The organism is Candidatus Zymogenaceae bacterium (assembly GCA_016931225.1).
In the GTDB taxonomy this organism is placed as follows: Bacteria; Desulfobacterota; Zymogenia; order Zymogenales; family Zymogenaceae; genus JAFGFE01.
The window spans coordinates 24,550-41,236 of record JAFGFE010000046.1; the positions used below are offsets into that span (position 1 = coordinate 24,550).

Consider the following 16,687-nt stretch of genomic DNA (forward strand, 5'->3'; position numbering starts at 1 on the left):
CCATTTATACCCTCTTTTATATTTTTTCATACCAGCGGCCCGGACGATGTCCGGGCCGCACCCTTTTTTAGGGGATGATGATTGCCGTCGGCGTCTTCACCTCATCCCCCTGCCATCCCCACCCTTCCATATCTGTACGGGCACGATATCCGCGTACCCGGCGTCATCCTCCATCCCACACAAAGGAGCAAACACCCATGGATTATCCGTTTTCGGATGATTTCTATTGACAGAATAAACAGCGTTTACTATACTGAACAATATTTCAAACCATCTTAACAATAAACACTCACCATACAAATCGATACGATGGAGGATACGCCATGTACGACTTTTTATTAACGAAGGAAGAGTTGGCCTACCGGGACGAGGTACGGGCGTTCGTCCGGGAGGAGATCACCCCGGATTTTCTCCGGGCCATGGACAACGACGAGATCACCTATCCCCGGGAGTATGTGGAGAAGCTGGCGGCAAAAAACCTCATCGGCGTCCGCTTCCCCAAGAAATGGGGCGGCCGGGGCCTCTCCTGGGCGGCGGAGGTGGCGGCCCTGGAGGAAATCGGTAGCCTGGGGATGGCTTTAGGGTGCGCCTATTCCATGCCCTCTATTGTTGGGGAGGCGCTTTCCGTCTTCGGCACCGACGAGCAGAAAAAGAAATACCTCAAGCCCATGCTGGAGGGAAAGCTCATCTCCGCCGAGGCGCTGACCGAGCCGAGGGGCGGCTCCGATTTCTTCGGCGCCACCACGAAAGCGGAGCTTAAGGGAGATCACTTCATCCTCAACGGTCAGAAGCGCTTCGTCGTAGGGGCCGACGGGGCGGATTTCTTTCTGGTCTACTGCAAGACGAACTTCGATCCCGACGCCCACAAGTACAGCAAGATCAGCCTGTTGATCGTGGATAAGGGGCCGGGAGTCGAGGTGGAGTATCAGTACGGCCTTTTGGGTTGCCGGGGCGGCGGCACCGGCCGTTTGGTGTTCCGCAACGTGAAGGTCCCAAGGGAAAACGTCGTGGGGGAACTCCACGGCGGGGCGATCTGCTTTAACCAGATGATGATCCCCGAGCGGATGACCTCGGCGGCTGGGTGCCTGGGGGTGTGGGGGGCGCTGGATGTGGCCCTTCGCTATTCGAACAAGCGCGCGGCGTTCGGGCGGCTCATCAGGAAATTCCAGGCCGTCAACTTCTTGATCGCAGACTCCATCACGGAGCTCGACGCCGCCCGGGGGCTGGTATACACCGCAGCCAAGGCCATCGACGCAGATTACCCCAACGTCCGCCGCCTGGTCAGCGAGGCGAAAAAGTTCACCACCAAAACCGCGTGGAATGTGGTCAATAACGCCATGCAGGTCATGGGCGGCATCGGCTATACGGACGTCTATCCCATCGAGCGGGCGCTGAGGGATATCCGCCTCTCCCTCATCTGGACAGGGACCTCGGAGATCATGAGTCTCCTCATTCAGCACGAATACTACGACGAGGTGCTCAACCAGCCCTACAACCGACGGGAGCTGGAGCGGGACGCTATGAATCCGGACGAATCAGAGCGGATATTCACCGACGACGACATGTGGCAGGTGCACAACGACGCCGCCGATTAGGCTTTAAAACAGTGCAATAATCACCGGGGAGGGCCGTCGTATTCAATACGGCTCCGAACCTTCGATCCATGACGTACTGGAGTGAGGATATGAGTTTTCGACCCCTTGATGAGACCGAGCGGCATGAATACATCATGAAAAACTGGATGACCCACGACGCCCTCTGGTACGCGGAAGCCGCCGGTGCCCTGGGCATGAAAGAGGCGTCACCCATGAACCTCAGGGTCTGCCGAAAGCTGGGGCAAATCGAATTTGCGCGCTTTCTGAAACAGACCGATGCTCCGATGCCGAAAAACCTTGCCGAGGTAAAACGTATCGCCGAGGAGGGCATGTTGCTTCTGGTACCACCGTTTATGGATTTCGACATTGAGTGGACCGACGACGACCGAATGATCTTTCGAATAAAAGACTGCTTCGCCCATCGGGGGATGACGAAATTCGGCGTGATAGAAGAGTACGAGTGCGGCATCTTCGAGCGGATCGAGGGATGGCTCGACGCCATGGAGCTCGACTATGAGCGAACTCCGGACCTCAGCCGGTGCCTCAAGTACCGGGGAAAAGAGTGTGTCGTTACCATGAAATTCACCTTCAACGGTTGAGAGAACAGATACAACAAAGAAACCATGACGATAGAAACATTCGACGACCTCAGAAACAAGGAGCGGGAGGCCCGTCGGGAGCTGATCCTCTCGGCGGCCCTCACGCTGTTCGCCCAGAACGATTTCAAAAACGTCACCGTTCGGGAAATCGCCCGGGAGGCCGGCGTCAGCCCCGGCACCATCTATCGCTACTACGAAAACCTGGACGACCTCTTCATCGACATCATATCCGTACGAACCCGGGAGCTGGTGGAGGAGTTGGGCAGCCAGGTGGAGGGAGGGAATCCCCCGGATATCCAAACCCTGTGTCAGCGATACGTGACTTTTCTCAACGACAATCTCTCCTTCTACCAGATGATGGCGCACTTTATGGTGGGGGGGAGGATTTCCCCGGAGGCGGTGGCGAAGCTGAATCCGCTCATGCGAAGCTTTCTCGACGTGATCGAAGATGTCATCACCTTCCACTCGCCGGATGGGGACAACCGCTCGACGGCCCAGGCCCTCTTTTCCGCCCTGAACGGCGTGATGATCAGCTATGCCACCTACCCGGGGAGGACACTCGAGGAGGTACGGGAGCACACCGTCAGGCTCGCCGGAGTCATTGCCGACCGGTTTTCGACAAGCACGGAACGCGGATAAAAACCGCGTCAACACGAAGACCACATATTTTCTTACCCCTGTATGGAGTATTGAACATGGAGATCAACAAGGAATGGCTGGCCCCCTGCGGGCTCTACTGCGGCGTATGCGCGATCATGATCGCCCACCGGGACGATAATCAAAAATTCAAGGAGCGCCTCTGCGGCATATACGGCGTCACCGCCGACGAGATCAGGTGCGAGGGATGCCTTTCGGAAAACCCTTTTAAATTCTGCACTATGTGTCACATCAAGGACTGCACGAAAGAGAAGGGGTACGAAGGCTGCTACCAGTGCGATGAATTTCCCTGTGAACATATCGAGACCTTTCCGATAGAGGTGGGCAAACGGGTCATCCTCCGGGCCGTTCCCCAGTGGCGGGAGATGGGCACCGAGGCGTGGGTGGCCGCTGAACACGCCCGCTACACATGTCCCGAGTGCGGCTATGAGCTGTTCAGGGGCGCCAAGCGCTGCCGCAACTGCAAGACGGAAGTCGATATGGACTGACCCCGAACCGGAATAGCGGAAAACACAAAGAGACCGGGGACGACGTCGTCTCCGGTTTCGTTTTGCCGTCCTGTTTTGACGGTAAGAAATTTTACTAATGTAAATTTGCTTTCTCACATATCAACACTTTTTTATTTTCTCCTTGCCTTTTCACCTCCCGGGAGATACCATTAATTAAAACATAAAATATACCATATTAGGAGGTAATTCATGAAATATCCGATCAAGGACATTGAAGGGATCGGGCCCGTGTACGCCCAAAAACTCAACGCCGTCGGTATTCGAACGACGAAGGACCTTCTTGAACAAGGCAGAACCCCCGCAGGCCGGGATGATCTTGAAAAATCCACCGGCATCGGCCACGCACTGATCCTGGAATGGGTGAACCTTTCGGACTTGATGCGTATAAAGGGTATCGGCGAGGAATACTCGGACCTCCTGGAAGAGGCGGGAGTTGATACCGTCAAGGAATTGAGAAACCGAAACGCCGACAATCTCTACGAAAGTATCAAGGAAACCAACAGCAACAAAAAACTGGTCAGAAAGCTTCCCTCGAAAAACGGCGTGAAAAGCTGGGTGGAACAGGCGAAATCTTTACCACCGAAGGTGGAATATTGATCTGTTATTTCGGATTGTGCTGTGCTATAATTTTTAGTCAATCAATATATATAATTTGAAAGAGGAGGAACGAACATGGGATTGTTTGAATTCGTAAAAGACGCCGGCGAAGCCATCCTGAAGGGTGACGAGGCCGAAGCGCAAAAACCGGCAAATATACAGGATTACCTCAAAAAGGCCCTGGGCGGCAAGGTCAAAGACCTGGCGGTGGATATGGTCGGCGACATGATCAAGCTCAAGGGCGACGCCGAGAACGAGGACGTCCTGGAAAAGGCCATCCTCATGGCGGGCAACATCGCCGGTGTGGGCAAGGTTGAAACCGAAGAGATGAAGGTCGGCGGAGCGGCCGGCGCCCAGGGTATCGGTTCCGGCGGCGGCGGCGCGAGTGAATTTTATACCATTGTCAAGGGAGACAGCCTCTCCAAGATCGCGAAGAAATACTACGGCGACGGCAACAAGTACATGAAGATATTCGAAGCAAACAAGGAAATCATTAAAAATCCGGACCTCATATATCCCGGGCAGACGATCCGCATCCCCCCCGAATAGGTGTTTCGACCGGTTAGACGAATAATTTCTATTGCATACAAAAACGAAAAGAAACGCCCTCTTCATCAAATGGAGAGGGCGTTTTTGTGTGCTGATATCATCTGCCGACACTATTTCATATCCTCGATACCGATGATCCTGATATCAGAGACCGTGGGGGAAATCCTGTGAAGGAACGTCTCCCAACACACAGTGTCATTACCGGATAATGTTTCCTTTCAATATGTTAAAAAATGTAAAAAAACACAATTACTAAAAAGGCGCACCATCTTTCGTGTGATTAGCATGTTCTTTTCCCTCCAAACTAATAAAATGCTTGAGAAAAAACCAATGTATCTTTACATATTCTCGTTTTTACCAGGCAATATTGCTGATACTCACCAAACTTGCTTATAACGGCAAACCCACCCAGGTGAAAACACCTATCATCTTTAATCCCATATAGACCATTACAACGATAAAAATCCATTTTAGAGTTTTTTGGTTGATCTTGTGGGCAATACGAGCGCCAACCTGTGCCATGGGGATGCTTGTTCCCGCCAAGAGAATCCACTGTAAAAGATTTACATATCCAATTGAATAGCCGGGCAAACCGCTTTCTCCCAATCCCATGAGCATGTAACCCAAAGCACCACCGATAGCGGTGAATATCATCATTCCGGTTGATGTTCCGACCGCTTCAAGCATGTTGAAATTTAGAAATAGTATCATGATAGGGATTATCAACACACCACCACCAATACCGATCAAACCGGTAATAAATCCCAGAATCAATCCCCAAACAATGTAATTGACAATATTCTTGTTTATTTCTCCTTCGGCTCTCATCGGTTTTGCGGTAATCATTCTCAAAGAACCGAGGAGGATTGCAGAACCGAATATGATTTTCAAAACATTACCCGGCAAATGTGAAGCTACGAACGCGCCAACAAAACCAGCACTGCCTCCCAAGACTCCGAGAGTGATCGCTTGTTTCCACAAAACCGAATTCTTTTTATTGTGTCTGTAGGCACCGCTCAATGCGGTCGGCAGGACGACAAGCAGATTTGTACCGAAAGCCACGCGAATCGCAATGGTTGGATCTACGCCTACTGATGTTAACACCCAAAACTGGACGGGGACCATTATGAAACATCCGCCGACACCGAGCATCCCGGAGACAATCCCGACAACCACACCTGTCAGTAATAAAACAATTATATGTGTCAATTCCATTTTTCACGGCTCCCTTTTTTTGAGTGTTTCCGTCTCAAACTCTTTTCAAGACAAACACGGGTTTTTTGATTTTCCGATACCCTTTTCAGAAACCGAACCGAGCAATACAACACCACCCCCTCTTCGATTCCGATCTCTTTCAACTTTATGTTGTGCTCCCATGCCCAGGCGGAGCAATCAGAATAATCAGTAGAATATAGTATGTTTTTTATACATTTTCAATATCCGTTTTATCTCAATGTTTTGCTATTCTTCATTTAGTATATTCCTGATTTCTTCTGTTGAAGAAGTCTTCCCTGCGAGCTTCACCTCTCCGTCCACCGCCAAGGCGGGGGTCGACATCACGCCGAAGGAGGTGATCTCGTCTATCTCGGAGACCTTCACCAGCTCAAAGTCTATCCCCAGCTCTCGGGCCGCCTTCTCGGCGTTTTCGGCGAGCTTCATGCATTTCGGGCAGCCGGTGCCCAGAATCTGAATTTTTTTCATCGATCATTCTCCCGTATCATTTTTCGTTGTTAGAATATCGCTCCGTAAAACGTCCCGGCGGCGGTGGACATAACCACCACCAATAGGATATACACCAGGGTTTTCTTCGCGCCCATGACGCTTTTGATGACCAGCATGTTCGGGAGCGACAGGGCCGGGCCCGCCAGAAGCAGCGCCAGGGCCGGGCCCTTTCCCATTCCCGCCCCCAATAATCCCTGGAGGATCGGGACCTCGGTGAGGGTGGCGAAGTACATAAAGGCGCCCGCCACCGACGCGAAGAGATTGGCCGCCAACGAATTTCCCCCCAGGGCGGCGGAGATCCAGGCGGACGGGATGATTCCCTCGTGGCCGGGGCGGCCCAACAGGATCCCCGCCACGAAGACACCGATGAACAGAAGCGGCAGTATCTGCTTGGCGAAGTCCCAGGTGGACTCGAACCACTGCCGTGTCTCTCCGTCTTCAATCGGATCGGTGGCGGTGACGACGCCCAACGCCGCCATGCCTGCGGCGAAGGGGACCACCGGAAGGCCGGGGAAGAACAACGCCGCCGCCGCCGTCCCGACAACGCCCAGGCCTACCTTCCACCACCGGACGCCGAACCACATGACGAGCATCACCGCAAGGGCCAGCCCGCCGATCGCCGTGACGATCCACTTCGCATTGTATATCGCCTCCCACACGACGGAGCCCCCCCTGGGGGCGCCCCAATTTGCGAAGACCAGGATGATCAGGAGCGCCACAAAAAACAGGGCGTTCTGCCACAGGGGGCGGGTCACGTGGGCCGGGGGAAGATTGGCCTGGGCGGCGGCCTTTTCCCGCTCCTCGTTTCGATATATCAGGTGCATGAAGAGACCGATGACCACGCTGAAGACGACGGCGCCCACGGCCCGGGCCAGGCCGATCTCCAGGCCCAATACCCTGAGCGTCAGGACGATGGCGAGGATATTGATGGCCGGACCGGCGTAGAGGAACGTGGTGGCCGGACCCAATCCCGCGCCCACCCGGTAGATCCCCGCGAACATGGGGAGTATCGTGCAGGAGCACACCGCCAAGAACGAGCCGGAGACCGATGCCACGCCGTAAGAGACAACCTTTTTCGCCCCGGCGCCCAGGTATTTCATCACCGCCTCACTGGAGAGAAAAACCGTCACCGCCCCGGCGATGAAGAACGCCGGCACAAGGCAGGTGATCACGTGGAGACGGGCGTATTCCCTCAGAAGATAGAAGCCCTCCAGTATTGCATTGTCGAACCGGTCGCTTCCCACCGGCAGAAAATAAGCGGCGAGGAACACCCCTGCCATTATCCCTGCAATTTTCAATTCCTGTTTCGTGTCCATATCCTATCGTGCCTTTGTATCTCAAGATGTGTGAAAAAAACGGTGTCCGGCTTCACTCCCAGTTTTCATTGTTTCCGATGTCCTGAACATTTATTGGTGATTTGGCAAATTCGCTAAATCGCCCAAAAAAAAAGAAGCAAAAGCACCGAGTTATCTATTCAATTCATCATTTTTTCCCGTGTTGTTGTATTGCGTCGTGCGGCGCCATTACGTTCCCGCGGTATCTCGGTTCTCCCGGACCGCGTCGATATCCTCGGCCACGGTATCCAATACGTTCTCCACACACGAGAAGAAGTTGATCACGCACGGCACCGCCAGGGAGTAAAAAACCTGGGCGCCCCGCTTGTCGTCGCTGATGATCCGGGCGTTCCTGAGGACCGAGAGATGCCGGGAGACGGTGGAGATATCCGCCCCGATCATCTCCGTCAGGTCATGGACGCACCGCTCCCCCCTCGCCAGCTCCTCCACGATGAAAAGCCGGGTGGGATGCCCCAGGGCTTTGAATACCCTCGATTTCTCCTCTAGGTACCGTCTGGTCCGATCATCCATAAAAAACTCTTCTGAAAAAGTATTGAGATCGGCCCCGCCGCTCACGGCGGATTCCCTTCCGTCATACTTCTATCACGCTTTTTGATGCGCTTTTCGAATCACTATTTGTCTATTTTGCCAAATACACAGGGAATTGTCAATGATAAAATGGAGAGGGAACATCACAATATTGACTTTTCATCAGGTGCAAGGCGCATCCGGAAAGCGGTTATGTGAGGGGCTGTTGGCGATGTTTTTACACAGGGGTCAATTCCCCGGATCGATTCAACCGGCAAAAAGGATTGCAACGTTTTACCTCCTTTTCACACGGAAATCTCAACATCTTCCCCATATCCAACAATCCCGCCTTCAAAATGTCGTGCCGTCCTTTTCCTCTTGTCTGCACACCATCTCGGATTGTCAATACCCTGTAAAAAAAGGGGGCTCACATGAAAAATGTTGGCCCCCCTCATTGATACGTTATTTATATATGATCTATTTTTTGAACTGATCCCTCAGCTGATATTTCAACACCTTTCCGGAGACGTTTCTCGGCAGCGCGTCAATTACCTCGAGCTTTCTGGGAATCTTATAGTCTGCGATCCGTGTTTTGAGAAATTCCCTCATTTCTTCGATGGTCATCTCTTCCCCCTCTTTTACCACAACCACCGCCGTTACCGTTTCCCCCCAGTCGGGATGGGGCAATCCGATGATGACGGCCTCCACCACCTTCGCGTTTTCATAGATGGCGTCCTCGACCTCCTTGCTGTACACGTTTTCACCGCCCGTGATGATCATGTCTTTCTTTCTGTCCACCAGGGTGATGTATCCCTCGTCGTCCATGACGCCCAGGTCTCCCGAATAGACCCAGCCGTCTTTTATGGCGTCGGCCGTGGCTTCGGGCCTCTTATAGTATCCCTTCATGATGGTGTCTCCCGACACAACCAGCTCGCCGACCACGTCCGGCTCCGTGATGGTGTTTCCCTTTTCATCGACAAGCCTCGACTCCATGTTCACCACATACTTCCCACCTGCCCCCGCCTTTCTGATCTGATCTTCGGGAAGGAGCGCGACCCCGCCGGGTCCCCCCTCGGTAAAGCCGCACATGCAGAAGAAATTTGTCGTCTTGAATTTCTCCATCATGTTTTTCACCGATTCCGCGGCCATGGGCGCCGCCCCGTATCCATAGAACCGCACGTGAGACAGGTCGTACTTATCGAAATCGGGGACTCCCATGAGCATGGTGTACATGATCGGCGCGCCGAAAAACTGCGTTATTTTTTCGTTCACCATGAGATCAAGGACCTTGTCGGGGGGCCAGAACTCCTTGTTCACCACGTGGGTGCACCCGAGATACGTCCCGGGATTCATGTAGAGGTTGAGCTCCGCGGAATGAAAGAGCGGCGCCGCATGAAGCAGCCTGTCTTTCGGATTCAACCCCACAAGACTCGCCATGGTGGTCGTGATGACCATCTGGCTGTGATGTAAGAGCACCGCGCCCTTCGGTCGTCCGGTCGTGCCCGAGGTGTAGATGATCTCGCTCTCATCAAACTCATCAACCGCAACGTTCGGCTCGTCTTTTGAACCTTTTGCGATCACCTCCTCAAGAGCATCACACCCCGTAAAACGACACGGGCCCGCGGAATAGAAATTTTTCACCTTTTTCAGGCGGCCCTTCATCTCGATTATCGGTTCTTCAAAAATATCGTCAAAGATGACCGCCACCGAATCGCTGTCGTCGAAGATATATTCAGCTTCCGGGGCCGCCAGCCTGAAATTGACCGGGACGGCTATCCCGCCGGCCTTGACGATCCCATAGAAGGCAAGCATGAAGAGATCCGAGTTGAACATCCACATGGCGACCTTATCGCCTTTTCCGACTCCCTGTTTGATAAGCTCATTCGAAATCGCATTCACCCGCTCGTTTACTTCTTTCCAGGTATACCGGTTCTTCTCGTAAATGATCCCCTCTTTGTCCGGTATCGTACGCGCATTCCGTGCGACCAGGCCTCCTAAATTCATAATATTCCTCCGAAACAGATTAAAAAAGGTATGTGGGAAGCAAGATGTGAAGAGAATATCGAGATGCTGTTTTCAGATACTATTACTTTGGGTGTGAAAGTCAAGGAATTTCCATGCGGCGTGTGTGAGCGGGATTTTAGCACTGTGAACCTGTCGTGTATTCATTTCCCCTCTCTCGGCCTAGATATTCTCCCGTTGGAATGAGGGTGGTTTTTATGCATCTCCGTGTGTCCGAGAGGGCGGCCGCGCGCCGTCCCCCTGTCCATACATGCGGACGGCTCCTTTCTGACAAGGGACAAAATCCCGTTATCGGCCCACCTGTCCGGGAGGAACCCGGCTTTTTCAGTCGATGCGCGCCGCAACTATGACATTGACTTGCGACGGCATCTTGTAGATAATTCATATTAAATGGAGACGGAACTATTGTTTATCGAGGAGGTTCACTATGTCAATGATAAAGGAATTCAAGGAATTCGCCGTACGCGGAAACGTGGTTGACATGGCGGTCGGTATCATCATCGGGGCGGCTTTTGGAAAGGTTGTCAGCTCGCTCGTCAGTGACGTGCTCATGCCGCCGATCGGGCTTGTTCTTGGCGGGGTCGATTTCTCAAATTTAATGTTCACCATGAAAGAAGGTGTCGGCGATATTGCCCCGGTGGCTATCAACTACGGAGTTTTCATCAATACCATCATCGACTTCCTGATCGTCGCATTTTCGATTTTCCTGGTTATCCGCGTGATAAACAGGTTTCAGAAAGAAAAGGAAGCCGAGCCTCCGAAACCCTCGGAACAGGAACGGCTTTTAACCGAAATTCGGGATCTCCTGAAAAAAAGTCCATGATCGGCACGTGCCCGAATACACGAATTGATTCGACTGACTGCAAAAATGATAATGCACGACACCGCCGAGGAGAAGAAAAACCCGGCGCCCCGCGTGTCGTCTGTAATGATCCGGGCGTTCTTGAGGACCGAGAGACGCCGGGAAACGGCGGAGACGTCCGCGCCGAATATCTCCATCAGGTTATGGACGCACTTAAAGAAGCCTCCGAAACCGGCGGCCCTGAGAGGATACACTATACGGAATATACTAGACTTTTACACCTGACTTTTACAATTTACTATTTCTTATCTATCCTTTATTCTCCTAAACTTCCGATTCATTGATAAAACAAACAGAGTGATAATAGCGATTCCAACAAGATTTTCAAATATTGTAATGCAGGCTGTAAAGAAATTCGCAGGGATTAAATCAGTAAAAGTCCTACCTAAAGTAAAGTTGCTAATGCTATATAATAAAGTGTTGCCTAGATCAGTCCAAAATTCTTTAGTAGGAGTCGAAAATTTGCATGCATAATTTATAACATTTTCTGTATCGCAATTGTCTGTTTTCAATCCCCAAAAAAAGTATGGGAAAGTAAACAATATCATTGGAATAAAAATATAAATCAAAACTCTTGCAGGACGTTCTCCATATAAAGATATTTTTTTATATAACCAAAGAATGACCTTGTTGAAACAATTTTCATTCTCTTCATCCTTCCTACGCATTTCCATTTCACCGATAAAAAAATCACCAGCTTCATGATATCTGCCTGTGGTTTCATATTTAAGGCTTAGCTGTGTATACAATTGCTTGGTTTTATATGCCTGATTTTGTATTGGCTCTGATCCTTCTGGTTGTATCCTATCAAGTATTTTTTTTATAAATTCCTTAACTACATCCTCATCAATTTCTCGAATTCTTTTTAGATTTTCATAGATTCTTCCCTTTTCTTCTGTTCTCACATTAAAAAACAATCTCATTAAGTATTTTCTCTCTGCTTTTTCTGAAACACTCAATATTATTTTTCTATATCTTTCATCTTTTCTTTGGTCTTTACTACTATTGTCTTTTAATTCATGCTTTCTTTTTATTTCTTTAATAATTTCTTCTTCGATTTTTACTTCTTTTTCATTTAAATCACCATAAGAATCATTTTCAACTCTCATTCTTATATCAGATATAGTATCCAATATTTTCATGTAACTCCGATCATGAAGGATTCTCACAATTTTATCCAACACTTTATTTCTACTTTTAAAACAAAGTATCTCATCAAATATTTTATTTCTGTTTCCATAAAAAAAAGGCCGCCATTGCCATTTATTCCATCTAATTTCCCTGGCCCATTTATTCCATCTGATTTCCCTAGCATCAATATGTCTCAAATAAGTTCCTGCAAATAGGCACAATGACATATCGACATTATCAAAAGTAATTCGTCTCTTCAAATCTAGAAGCTCAACATTTCGAAAATCAATAATTGTGCCATTGTCAAAAACAGTGTCTTTGAATTCAATGGCAATCTTCTCTTCAAAAGTAGCGCCCTTAAAATCAATACCACCTAATAATGAAAAAAATGAATTTCCAAAAGAAAGTTTGCTTTCACCTTTAAACAGTGTATTTGAAAAATTTACTCTATTTAATCGAATATCTCTTTCTGTGATCTTTTGATTTTCTATTTTTCCTATATCCCCGATAAAAGTCGTCCATTCGAAATTAATCCAATCCTTAGCAAACCCTTTGCCTTGGTGCAGATGAAACTCTGCCCAGTAAAAACTGGCTCCCGAAAAAAAACAGGCAAAGAAAAAAGTGGCTTGTCCACTCCCAGTAAATTTTGCTTTAGTAAAATCCGCATACTTATGGAATTTTGCTTCTATAAAGCACGTTCCATCACCATTACCATTAAACTGAAAACCCTGGAAATCTGCATCACAAAAAAATTCCGCACCATAAAAATTTGCGTCTTCAAATATAAATTCTTCACGTTCTATAAATTTCTCTTGTTGTATACTTAATTGTACCAACAAAGCTTTAAAAGAAAAAAACTCTGGAAAAACAAAACCTCTAAAATCAAATTTTTTTTCATTTTCTTCGTTTTCTTCAATAAACCTATCGCATAGTGCATTAATAAAATCTTCTTCCTTATCTGGAAGCCTACTGTGGAAAACACAATATTCATCATCACCATCATATGTTGGTCTACCACATTCTTCACTTATAGATGCTGGTGATGCAGAATATTCAGGTGGTTTTCTATAATGATGAGTGTATTCTCTTGTTGCCCATTCATGTATACTCAACCTGTGTTTGCACGTATTTCTTGTTTTGGTCGTATTATTTCCGTTCATAGACTGGCACTCTCTATACAACTTAAAATTGTATCTTTTACTACATTATATATATCCTACTAATCTTACGGACATTATTATCAATATTGCATATTTGTCAATAGATTTTCTGATTATATCTCATGTAATATTGTTATTGTTTTAAAAAAACCGCCCCGGCGGGATATCCCACCGGGGCGGTTGAAATTTCAAATTGTTTTTCTTTTAGGGAATAGGCTGATCAATCATCCACTTCTTCAACGGCCCCCTCCCCCGGTTCCACGCCGATGGTCACCTCGAAGGCGCCGGTGTTGTCCGAAAAGCATCCCTCGCAGTCGTTGAAGCCGATAAAGAGGGTCCCGCTCTTTGCCGCCAGGAAAGACAGCCCCCGCCCGATATCCATCACCTGTGCTTCCTGGTCGTCGGCGCCGCCCGCGATCTTCGCCACAAACGCCCGGAAGCCCTTTGCCACAGCGCCCTCGGCCATCACGTCGTCCGGGTCAATGTAGGGGGGGCATCCCTCCGCCCCGGCGCAGGGGGGCAGGATGTCGCTCGCCAGGGCCTGGATGGTCACCATGTCCCCTTCTTGAACCTCCAGGCCGGTGTCCAGCCAGGGGGTGGAAATCATATATATGATCATCATCGCCCCGCCGTCGGTTGTGCCGCCCACCGCCGCGTTGCCGACGATCTCGCCCTCAACGGCGTCTTCTTCCTGCCCCAAACTCGCGGCCGGGGTGACCGCCAGGACGAGTGCCGCGATGGTTATATATAATATAAGCAAAAGCGCATGGGACGTTTTATCGGAAAGGGCCTGTCGCCGTATCATATTTTCATCTCCAAAAAAATAATATATTTCACTTGGGAAGCGTTTTCTCCGCTCCCACGGGACATATCATACCACAATCGGGCGCCCGTCGAAAATGAAAATCGCCCCGCCGGGGATGCGCATCCCCGGGAGACGATTTCGCTCATCATTCATACACGCAGCATCCAAACACGGGCACACGCCCAACCGCGCCGAAAGGAGCGGCATGCGTGAGGGCCCAGCATCGATGGAAACACACAGGCTACCGATTGTCACCCTTACGTGACCGCCGTCAGTCTCTTTCCCGCGGTCCTCTCCGTGCCGACGAGGTCCCGGACGATCCGGTTGTTTTCATCCACCAGGACGTGACGGGGGACGTGCTTTCTGGCGGCCTCGTCCTCCATCCAGGCGAAACCCACGATGATCACCTCGTCGCCCTCGTGCATCAGCCGTGCGGCGGCGCCGTTGAGGCAGATCACCCCGGAGTCGGCATCGCCCTCGATCACGTAGGTCTGAAGCCGGTTGCCGTTGGTGATGTTATACACCCAGACCTCCTCGTAGGGTATCAGGTCTGCGGCGTCCATGAGGGTGCGATCGATGGTGATGCTCCCCTCGTAGTCGATGTTCGCCTCCGTTACGGTGGCCCGATGGATCTTCGATTTGCAGATTGATCTTAACATTTTTCAAATTCCTCACCCAGCACGGTATTGTCGATGAGTCTCGTATTTCCGATGTGCACCGCCATCGCCAGAAGTCCCTTGTCCCACACCACGCCCACCTGGTCCTGGATGGTTTCGGGATCGACTATCTTAACGTATTCGATGCGGGTAAGCTCCTCGTTCATGATCATGCCCACGGCCTTGTCGGTCAGGGCGCCCACCCGCCGCTCGCCGTTCTCGAACTGCTCCCGGGTTGCCAGAATCGCCTTGTAGAGACACAGAGCCGCCTTTCGCTCCTTGGCCTTCAGGTACTGGTTCCGGGAGCTCATCGCCAGACCGTCGGCCTCACGGATGATGGGCATCCCGATGATCCCCACGTCCATGTTTAAATCCTTCACCATTCGCTCGATGACCTTGAGCTGCTGGAAGTCCTTGCGACCGAAGATGGCGATGTGGGGAAGAACACAGTTGAAGAGCTTCGCACAGACGGAGGCCACACCCCTGAAATGATCAGGCCGGTTTCGGCCGCACAGGTTCTCGGATACGCCCTCCACGGTCACGTAGGTATGGTAGGGATCCGGATACATCTCCTCCACCTTGGGCGCAAAGACCACGTTCACGCCGATCTCCTCCATAATCTTCAGGTCCCGATCCATGTCCCTGGGATACCGCTCGTAGTCCTCGTTGGGCCCGAATTGGGTGGGGTTGACGAAAACCGACGACACCAGCACGTCGCCCCGGCGCCGCCCCTCTTTCATGAGGGATGCGTGTCCGTCGTGCAGGAATCCCATCGTCGGGACGAGGGCGATAACTTTTCCCTCGACCCGCAAATCCTGGGAATACGCCTGCATATCCTTGATCTTTTCGACAATTTCCATGTGCACCTCGTCCGGTTTTTGGTGTGCGGTAACACCCTGTTGCCGCCTGAGTCTGTCCGCTCTCTTTTCAAGTCTTCCCGCAGTATGGCACCGCGATCTGTTTTTACTTATACCAGTACTCCTCGGAGGGGAAGGTTCCGTCCTTCACCTCGGAGATATAGGCCTCCACCGCCTTGCGTGCCGGCTCCTGGAGGTTTGCATACTCCTTGACGAACCGGGGCCGCTTGCCGAAGGTCAGGCCCAGGATGTCGTGCATGACCAGCACCTGGCCGTCGCATTGGAGCCCCGCGCCGATGCCGATGGTGGGGATGGAAACCGACTTCGTGATCTCCTCGGCCAGTCCCGGCGGAATCGCCTCCAGCACCAGGGAAAAGGCCCCGGCGTCCTCCACCGCCTTCGCGTCGTCCAAAAGCTTCTTCCTGCTCACGTCGTCACGCCCCTGCACCTTGAAGCCCCCCATGCGGTGCACCGACTGGGGCGTCAGGCCGATGTGCGCCATCACAGGGATATCCATCGAGGTAATGGCCTCAATGCGGTCTTTGACGTTCACCCCTCCCTCAAGCTTCACCGCCTCGGCGTATCCCTCCTTGATGAAGCGTCCGGCGTTCTTCACGGTCTCCTCGACCGAAACATGATAACTCATAAAGGGCATATCCCCCACCACCAGCGCCCGCGGCTTCGCTCTACTCACAGACCGGGTGTGGTAGATCATCTCGTCCATGGTGATGGGCAGCGTCGAGTCGTGCCCGGCGCATACGTTGGCGGCGCTGTCTCCCACAAGGATGACATCGATTCCCGCTTCTGAAAAAATCCGGGCGAAGGGGTAGTCATAGGCGGTAATCATGGTGATTTTTTCGCCCTTCTCCTTCATCTCCCCCAAAGTCAGGATCGTCACTTTCGCATCGCTCATTTGAGTATCCCTTTCTCTCTGAAATAAAAACGCCCTTCGTGCTTGGATCACGAAGGGCGTATAAAAGGACGGAATGATTTTAGGAAGATACATCGTGGGGGGACGCGGCCCGAAGGCGCGGGGACAACGCCCCTCCCTCATCGCGGCATGAAACCAATCGTTACCGAACGTCTCCTGACAGTAGTCATACT

The 16,687-nt window shown here is 51.1% G+C and carries 18 protein-coding genes; 7 read left to right on the top strand and 11 right to left on the bottom strand.

Annotated elements, in window-relative coordinates; all coding sequences use genetic code 11:
* Positions 1–323: 323 nt before the first annotated feature.
* From JW885_16835 to lysM, 6 genes are all read left to right on the top strand, one after another.
* Positions 324–1,595 carry an acyl-CoA/acyl-ACP dehydrogenase gene (locus JW885_16835; protein ID MBN1883831.1) on the top strand — a complete coding sequence of 424 codons (1,272 nt, stop codon included), beginning with the start codon at positions 324–326 and terminating at the stop codon, positions 1,593–1,595.
* 89 nt (positions 1,596–1,684) lie between these two features.
* Positions 1,685–2,194, top strand: coding sequence for a hypothetical protein (locus tag JW885_16840; protein MBN1883832.1), 510 nt, complete (start codon positions 1,685–1,687; stop codon positions 2,192–2,194).
* A gap of 24 nt (positions 2,195–2,218) precedes the next feature.
* Positions 2,219–2,833: a TetR/AcrR family transcriptional regulator gene (locus tag JW885_16845; GenBank protein ID MBN1883833.1), complete on the top strand. Its 615-nt coding sequence runs from the start codon at positions 2,219–2,221 to the stop codon at positions 2,831–2,833.
* Between the two features lie 56 nt (positions 2,834–2,889).
* Positions 2,890–3,339: a DUF3795 domain-containing protein gene (locus JW885_16850; GenBank protein ID MBN1883834.1), complete on the top strand. Its 450-nt coding sequence runs from the start codon at positions 2,890–2,892 to the stop codon at positions 3,337–3,339.
* Between the two features lie 210 nt (positions 3,340–3,549).
* Positions 3,550–3,957: a DUF4332 domain-containing protein gene (locus JW885_16855; GenBank protein MBN1883835.1), complete on the top strand. Its 408-nt coding sequence runs from the start codon at positions 3,550–3,552 to the stop codon at positions 3,955–3,957.
* A gap of 75 nt (positions 3,958–4,032) precedes the next feature.
* A complete protein-coding gene (lysM, locus tag JW885_16860; protein ID MBN1883836.1) occupies positions 4,033–4,506 on the top strand; it encodes a peptidoglycan-binding protein LysM in 474 nt (157 codons plus the stop codon).
* A gap of 390 nt (positions 4,507–4,896) precedes the next feature.
* On the opposite strand, the gene JW885_16865 is transcribed toward lysM, so the two are convergent.
* The 5 genes from JW885_16865 to JW885_16885 all read right to left on the bottom strand — a co-directional run bounded on the left by JW885_16865 (position 4,897) and on the right by JW885_16885 (position 10,094).
* On the bottom strand, positions 4,897–5,721 hold the full coding sequence (locus JW885_16865; protein ID MBN1883837.1) for a sulfite exporter TauE/SafE family protein: 825 nt from the start codon (positions 5,719–5,721) through the stop codon (positions 4,897–4,899).
* 246 nt (positions 5,722–5,967) lie between these two features.
* Positions 5,968–6,207: a TM0996/MTH895 family glutaredoxin-like protein gene (locus tag JW885_16870; protein ID MBN1883838.1), complete on the bottom strand. Its 240-nt coding sequence runs from the start codon at positions 6,205–6,207 to the stop codon at positions 5,968–5,970.
* Between the two features lie 29 nt (positions 6,208–6,236).
* Positions 6,237–7,544 (bottom strand): permease, encoded by a 1,308-nt coding sequence (locus JW885_16875; protein ID MBN1883839.1) that lies wholly within the window; start codon positions 7,542–7,544, stop codon positions 6,237–6,239.
* Between the two features lie 207 nt (positions 7,545–7,751).
* Entirely contained in the window at positions 7,752–8,093 is a 342-nt protein-coding gene (locus tag JW885_16880; GenBank protein MBN1883840.1) for a winged helix-turn-helix transcriptional regulator, read from the bottom strand.
* A gap of 474 nt (positions 8,094–8,567) precedes the next feature.
* Positions 8,568–10,094, bottom strand: coding sequence for a long-chain-fatty-acid--CoA ligase (locus JW885_16885; protein ID MBN1883841.1), 1,527 nt, complete (start codon positions 10,092–10,094; stop codon positions 8,568–8,570).
* Positions 10,095–10,545: 451 nt separating this feature from the next.
* Between JW885_16885 and mscL the strand changes: the two genes are divergently transcribed.
* Positions 10,546–10,935 (top strand): large-conductance mechanosensitive channel protein MscL, encoded by a 390-nt coding sequence (gene mscL, locus JW885_16890; protein ID MBN1883842.1) that lies wholly within the window; start codon positions 10,546–10,548, stop codon positions 10,933–10,935.
* Here the strand turns inward: mscL and JW885_16895 are convergent.
* From JW885_16895 to panB, 6 genes are all read right to left on the bottom strand, one after another.
* On the bottom strand, positions 10,845–11,168 hold the full coding sequence (locus JW885_16895) for a helix-turn-helix transcriptional regulator (protein ID MBN1883843.1): 324 nt from the start codon (positions 11,166–11,168) through the stop codon (positions 10,845–10,847). The genes mscL and JW885_16895 overlap by 91 nt on opposite strands.
* 51 nt (positions 11,169–11,219) lie before the next feature.
* A complete protein-coding gene (locus JW885_16900) occupies positions 11,220–13,265 on the bottom strand; it encodes a hypothetical protein (GenBank protein MBN1883844.1) in 2,046 nt (681 codons plus the stop codon).
* Positions 13,266–13,485: 220 nt separating this feature from the next.
* A complete protein-coding gene (locus JW885_16905) occupies positions 13,486–14,070 on the bottom strand; it encodes a hypothetical protein (GenBank protein MBN1883845.1) in 585 nt (194 codons plus the stop codon).
* A gap of 257 nt (positions 14,071–14,327) precedes the next feature.
* Positions 14,328–14,729 (bottom strand): aspartate 1-decarboxylase, encoded by a 402-nt coding sequence (locus JW885_16910; protein ID MBN1883846.1) that lies wholly within the window; start codon positions 14,727–14,729, stop codon positions 14,328–14,330.
* The gene (locus JW885_16915) at positions 14,723–15,586 is read right to left on the bottom strand and encodes a pantoate--beta-alanine ligase (protein MBN1883847.1); all 864 of its coding nucleotides are present in this window, start codon (positions 15,584–15,586) and stop codon (positions 14,723–14,725) included. Before JW885_16915 ends, JW885_16910 begins: the two co-directional genes overlap by 7 nt.
* A 103-nt stretch (positions 15,587–15,689) precedes the next feature.
* Complete coding sequence (gene panB, locus JW885_16920) at positions 15,690–16,496, bottom strand: 3-methyl-2-oxobutanoate hydroxymethyltransferase (protein MBN1883848.1); 807 nt, start codon at positions 16,494–16,496, stop codon at positions 15,690–15,692.
* Between the last annotated feature and the right edge of the window lie 191 nt (positions 16,497–16,687).

Bases quoted from the DNA above. Each gene is read 5' to 3' on its own strand.
- JW885_16875 (MBN1883839.1), bottom strand. From the start codon at position 7,544: ATGGACACGAAACAGGAATTGAAAATTGCAGGGATAATGGCAGGGGTG.
- mscL (MBN1883842.1), top strand. From the start codon at position 10,546: ATGATAAAGGAATTCAAGGAATTCGCCGTACGCGGAAACGTGGTTGAC.
- JW885_16845 (MBN1883833.1), top strand. From the start codon at position 2,219: ATGACGATAGAAACATTCGACGACCTCAGAAACAAGGAGCGGGAGGCC.
- JW885_16840 (MBN1883832.1), top strand. From the start codon at position 1,685: ATGAGTTTTCGACCCCTTGATGAGACCGAGCGGCATGAATACATCATG.
- JW885_16915 (MBN1883847.1), bottom strand. From the start codon at position 15,586: ATGGAAATTGTCGAAAAGATCAAGGATATGCAGGCGTATTCCCAGGAT.
- JW885_16850 (MBN1883834.1), top strand. From the start codon at position 2,890: ATGGAGATCAACAAGGAATGGCTGGCCCCCTGCGGGCTCTACTGCGGC.
- JW885_16910 (MBN1883846.1), bottom strand. From the start codon at position 14,729: ATGTTAAGATCAATCTGCAAATCGAAGATCCATCGGGCCACCGTAACG.
- JW885_16885 (MBN1883841.1), bottom strand. From the start codon at position 10,094: ATGAATTTAGGAGGCCTGGTCGCACGGAATGCGCGTACGATACCGGAC.
- JW885_16905 (MBN1883845.1), bottom strand. From the start codon at position 14,070: ATGATACGGCGACAGGCCCTTTCCGATAAAACGTCCCATGCGCTTTTG.
- JW885_16900 (MBN1883844.1), bottom strand. From the start codon at position 13,265: ATGAACGGAAATAATACGACCAAAACAAGAAATACGTGCAAACACAGG.
- JW885_16855 (MBN1883835.1), top strand. From the start codon at position 3,550: ATGAAATATCCGATCAAGGACATTGAAGGGATCGGGCCCGTGTACGCC.
- lysM (MBN1883836.1), top strand. From the start codon at position 4,033: ATGGGATTGTTTGAATTCGTAAAAGACGCCGGCGAAGCCATCCTGAAG.
- JW885_16880 (MBN1883840.1), bottom strand. From the start codon at position 8,093: ATGGATGATCGGACCAGACGGTACCTAGAGGAGAAATCGAGGGTATTC.
- JW885_16865 (MBN1883837.1), bottom strand. From the start codon at position 5,721: ATGGAATTGACACATATAATTGTTTTATTACTGACAGGTGTGGTTGTC.
- JW885_16870 (MBN1883838.1), bottom strand. From the start codon at position 6,207: ATGAAAAAAATTCAGATTCTGGGCACCGGCTGCCCGAAATGCATGAAG.
- panB (MBN1883848.1), bottom strand. From the start codon at position 16,496: ATGAGCGATGCGAAAGTGACGATCCTGACTTTGGGGGAGATGAAGGAG.
- JW885_16835 (MBN1883831.1), top strand. From the start codon at position 324: ATGTACGACTTTTTATTAACGAAGGAAGAGTTGGCCTACCGGGACGAG.